The sequence below is a fragment of the Pseudonocardia pini genome, assembly GCF_013870575.1.
Taxonomy (GTDB): Bacteria; Actinomycetota; Actinomycetes; order Mycobacteriales; family Pseudonocardiaceae; genus Pseudonocardia; species Pseudonocardia pini.
The window spans coordinates 1-4,026 of record NZ_JACBXB010000516.1 but is presented as its reverse complement, the minus strand read 5'-3'; the positions used below and the strand labels follow the sequence as shown (position 1 = coordinate 4,026).

At 73.1% G+C, this 4,026-nt stretch carries 4 protein-coding genes; all 4 read right to left on the bottom strand.

Features of this window, described 5'->3' with window-relative positions:
• A partial coding sequence (locus tag H5J29_RS23695) for a phytanoyl-CoA dioxygenase family protein (protein WP_220187831.1) occupies nt 1-225 on the bottom strand: 225 nt, incomplete at its 3' end.
• A 152-nt stretch (nt 226-377) separates the two neighbouring features.
• Entirely contained in the window at nt 378-821 is a 444-nt protein-coding gene (locus tag H5J29_RS23690) for a YybH family protein (RefSeq protein ID WP_181783242.1), read from the bottom strand.
• Nucleotides 822-882: 61 nt separating this feature from the next.
• Nucleotides 883-3,390: an alpha-glucan family phosphorylase gene (gene glgP, locus H5J29_RS23685; RefSeq protein WP_181783241.1), complete on the bottom strand. Its 2,508-nt coding sequence runs from the start codon at nt 3,388-3,390 to the stop codon at nt 883-885.
• 63 nt (nt 3,391-3,453) lie between these two features.
• Nucleotides 3,454-4,026: ABC transporter substrate-binding protein (locus H5J29_RS23680; RefSeq protein ID WP_181783240.1), on the bottom strand; the 573-nt coding region annotated here is incomplete at its 5' end.

Here is a 4,026-nt window from a genome sequence, read left to right as displayed (position 1 = left end):
GAGCAGGTGTCGCACCGCGGGCAGCACCGCGTCACGCATGCGGTCCACCTCGGGCCCCTCCAGGTTCCCGACGTGCACCGTCCCGCCCTGCCGCGCGTGCTCCGGCGCCGCCAAGGCGGCCTCGACCTGCGCGCGCACCGCCGCGAGGTCCTCCGGGGACAGCACGGCAGGCAGCACGAGGAAGCCCTCACGGTCGAGGGTGCCGAGATCCAGCGCAGCGGTCATGCGGAGAGGATGCCGGGCACGGCACCGGGGTCGCGACGGGTTTGCCCACAGTGAGCACGTTTCGTGCTCCCAGCGAGGTGCGGACAGCGCTCAGCGCACGCAACCAGCGATCTTGCCGCGCTGAGAGCACGAAACGTGCGATCTTGGGCGGCTCACGACGGGATCAGCGTGTTCTGCCGCGCCACCACCCACCACCGCTCCTGCTCCTTGACCAGCACGTACAGCGCGCTCATCGCGTGGTCGAGGTCGATCGGCTCGCCGTCCTCCGTGATCGCGCGGGCGAGCTTGCGGGCCAGCGCCACGTCCGGGCGCACGAAGGTCACGTCGGCCACCTCGTACCGGACGTACTGGTCGCGGAGGAACCCGCCGGGCCCCACCGCCGCGGTGTGCGCCTCCCGCAGCGCCGCCAGCCCGACGTTCGGCCGCCCGTTCACCCCCACCGCCACGGCGTTCGCCGCGAAGTGTCGGGTCAGCAGCTCGGGATCGTTCGTGTTCATCCCGGTCTCGACGTCCGCGACCACCTGGCGGATCGCGGCGACGTCGGCGGTGTGGTCGGTGGGGTCGGAGACCGTCGGGGCGGGGCTGTGAACCGTCATGCGACGAGCGTCCGACCTCCACCCGGGTTCAGGTCAAGGGTCGTGAGCGGCTCACGGTCACTCAGGCCAGCACGACCTTGCCCAGCTCCGCGGGGGAGGCGAGCAGGGGGTGGTGGGGCAGCACACGCACCGTGTAGCCCGCCAGGCCTGCGTGCGGGAGGGGGACGACCGCCTCGAACCGCTCCGCCCCGTCCGTGGCGCCGATGTGCTTCATCGCCACGCGCACCGTGTCGTCGAGCTCGTCCGCGTCGTCCACCCGCCCGACGATCGCCTCCACCGTCACGTCGTCGGGCTTCAGTCCGTTCAGCTCCACCGCCGCGCGCACGGTCATCGGCGCCCCGACGACCGGCGTGTCCGGCAGGCCGGACGCGTCGACCCCGGTGACCTGCACCTTCGTCCACGCCGCGTTCAGCTTCGCCCGGTAGGTCGCGATCTCCCGCGCCCCCTGGAAGGACGACGCCGTGACCGTCCGCGCCGCCCGGGCGGCGGGGGCGTACCAGTCCTCGACGTAGTCCTTCACCATCCGCGTGGCCTGGACCGAGGGCCGCAGCGTCTCCAGCGTGTGCCGCACCAGCGCCGTCCACCGCGCGGGCACGCCCTGGTCCCGCTCGTAGAACGCCGGTGCGACCTGGGTGGCGAGCAGCTCGTAGAGCGCCTGCGCCTCCAGGTCGTCGCGCTTGTGCGGGTCGTCGATGCCGTCGGCGGTGGGGATGGCCCAGCCGTTGGCACCGTCGTACAGCTCGTCCCACCAGCCGTCGCGGATGGACAGGTTGAGCCCACCGTTGAGCGCCGACTTCATCCCGGACGTCCCGCACGCCTCCAACGGCCGCAGCGGGTTGTTCAGCCAGACGTCGCAGCCCCAGTACAGGTACCGGGCCATCGACATGTCGTAGTCCGGCAGGAACACGATCCGGTGCCGCACGGCCGGGTCGTCCGCGAACCGGACGATCTGTTGGATCAGCGCCTTGCCGCCGTCGTCCGCGGGGTGGGACTTGCCCGCGACGATCAGCTGGACCGGCCGGTGCGGGTCCAGCAGCAGGTCCCGCAGCCGGTCCGGGTCGCGCAGCATCAGCGTGAGCCGCTTGTAGGTCGGGACGCGGCGGGCGAAGCCGACGGTGAGCACGTCCGGGTCGAAGACGTGGTCGGTCCAGCTCAGCTCGGGCGTCGACGCCCCGCGCTCCAGCCACGCCGCACGGACGCGGCGGCGGACCTCGTCGACCAGCCGGGCGCGCAGCGAGTTCCGCAGCCCCCAGAGCTCGGCGTCCCCGACCTGCAGGGAGTGGCCCGGCTCGCCGACCAGCCCGGAGACCTCCGGCGCCTCCCAGGTGTGCCCGTGCACGCCGTTGGTGACCGAGCCGATCGGCACCTCGTCGGAGTCGAAGCCGCTCCACAGCCCGCCGAACATGCCGCGCGAGACCTCGCCGTGCAGCCGCGAGACGCCGTTGGCGCGCTGCGCGAGCCGCAGCCCCATGTGCGCCATGTTGAACATCGAGGGGTCGTCCTCGGACCCCATCGCGAGCAGCCGGTCGGTGGGCAGGCCGGGGAGCAGCGGATCGGTGAGGTAGCGCTTGACCAGGTCCAGCGGGAAGCGGTCGATGCCCGCCGGGACCGGGGTGTGCGTGGTGAAGACGGTGCCCGAGCGGACCGCGGCCAGCGCCTGGTCGAAGTCCAGACCCTCGGCGGCCTGCAGCTCGCGGATGCGCTCGAGGCCGAGGAAGCCGGCGTGTCCCTCGTTGGTGTGGAAGACCTCGGGCTCGGGGTGCCCGGTCGCGCGGCAGTACGCGCGCACCGCCCGCACGCCGCCGACGCCGATGAGGATCTCCTGCTTGATCCGGTGGTCCTGGTCGCCGCCGTAGAGCCGGTCGGTGACGGTCCGCAGGTCGGCGTCGTTGTCCTCGATGTCGGCGTCGAGCAGCAGCAGCGGGACGCGCCCGACGCCTGCCTGCCAGACCCGCGCGGCGAGCGTGCGGCCCTCCGGCATCGCCACCTCGACGAGCACGGGCTCGCCCGCACCGTCGGTCAGCAGTTGCAGCGGCAGGCCCTGGGGGTCCAGCACCGGGTAGTGCTCGAGCTGCCAGCCGTCGAGCGAGAGCGACTGGCGGAAGTAGCCGGACTGGTACAGCAGCCCGACGGCCACGAGCGGCACACCGAGGTCCGACGCCGCCTTCAGGTGGTCCCCCGCCAGCACCCCGAGGCCGCCGGAGTAGTTCGGCAGCACCTCCGAGACACCGAACTCCATGGAGAAGTACCCGATCGCGGCGGGCAGGTCGCTCTGGCCCTGGTACCAGCGGTCCTCGGACAGGTAGCGGTCCAGGTCGGCGGCCAGGTCTCCGACGGTGGTGACCAGGTCGGCGTCCTCGGCCAGCTCGGCGAGCGTGGCGGTGGGGATCTCGCCGAGCAGCCGCACCGGGTCCTCGCCCGCACGTTCCCACGCGGCCGGGTCGAGCGACGCGAACAGCTCGCGGGTGGCGGGATGCCAGCTCCACCGCAGGTTCGTGGCGAGGGTCTGCAGCGGGGCCAGCGGCTCCGGCAGCTGGGCACGGACGGTGAAGCGACGCACGGCTCTCACGGGGCCGGAGACTAGTACGTGTACCGATCCCGTGACCGGTCCCGTAGGGGTACGGGGCCGCCGTCAGGCCGAGGCGGCCTCGATCCGGTCCAGCACCACGGCGGCGCTGAAGCGGTCGAGGCGGAACGACTCCGGCCCCAGCGCGAACACCCGACCCTCGGCGAACGCCGGCAGGGAGCCGAGCACCGGCTGCGCGGTGCGGTACCCCTCGACCTGGGGCTCGGTCGCGTTGACGAAGAACAGGGTCGAGTCCCCGAACACGCCCGCGGACTCCCCCGCCACCGGCACGACGTCTCGTCGCGCCTCGCTCTGTCCCAGGCCGGACGCCCCGCTCGCGGTGACCGGCTTGAGCCGCAGGCCCAGCTCGGCGAGCAGCCTGCCCTGCGCGGACTCGGCGGTGAAGGCGTTGAACCCCTGCTCGGTGACGGTCATGACCGCCGCCTCCTTGCCGGTGTCCAGCCGCTCCCCGACGGCCCTGGCGCGCGCCGCGAACTCCTGCTCGGCCGCCGCCGCCTCGGCCTCGCGGCCCAGGTCCGCCCCGAGCTGCCGCGACAGCTCCTGCCACGACAGGTCGCTGTGGTTGAGCACGATGGTCGGCGCGATCGCGCTGAGCTGGGCGTACGCCTCGGGGGTGAC

Coding starts and splice junctions, on each gene's coding strand:
- H5J29_RS23690 (WP_181783242.1), bottom strand. CDS start 821: ATGACGGTTCACAGCCCCGCCCCGACGGTCTCCGACCCCACCGACCAC.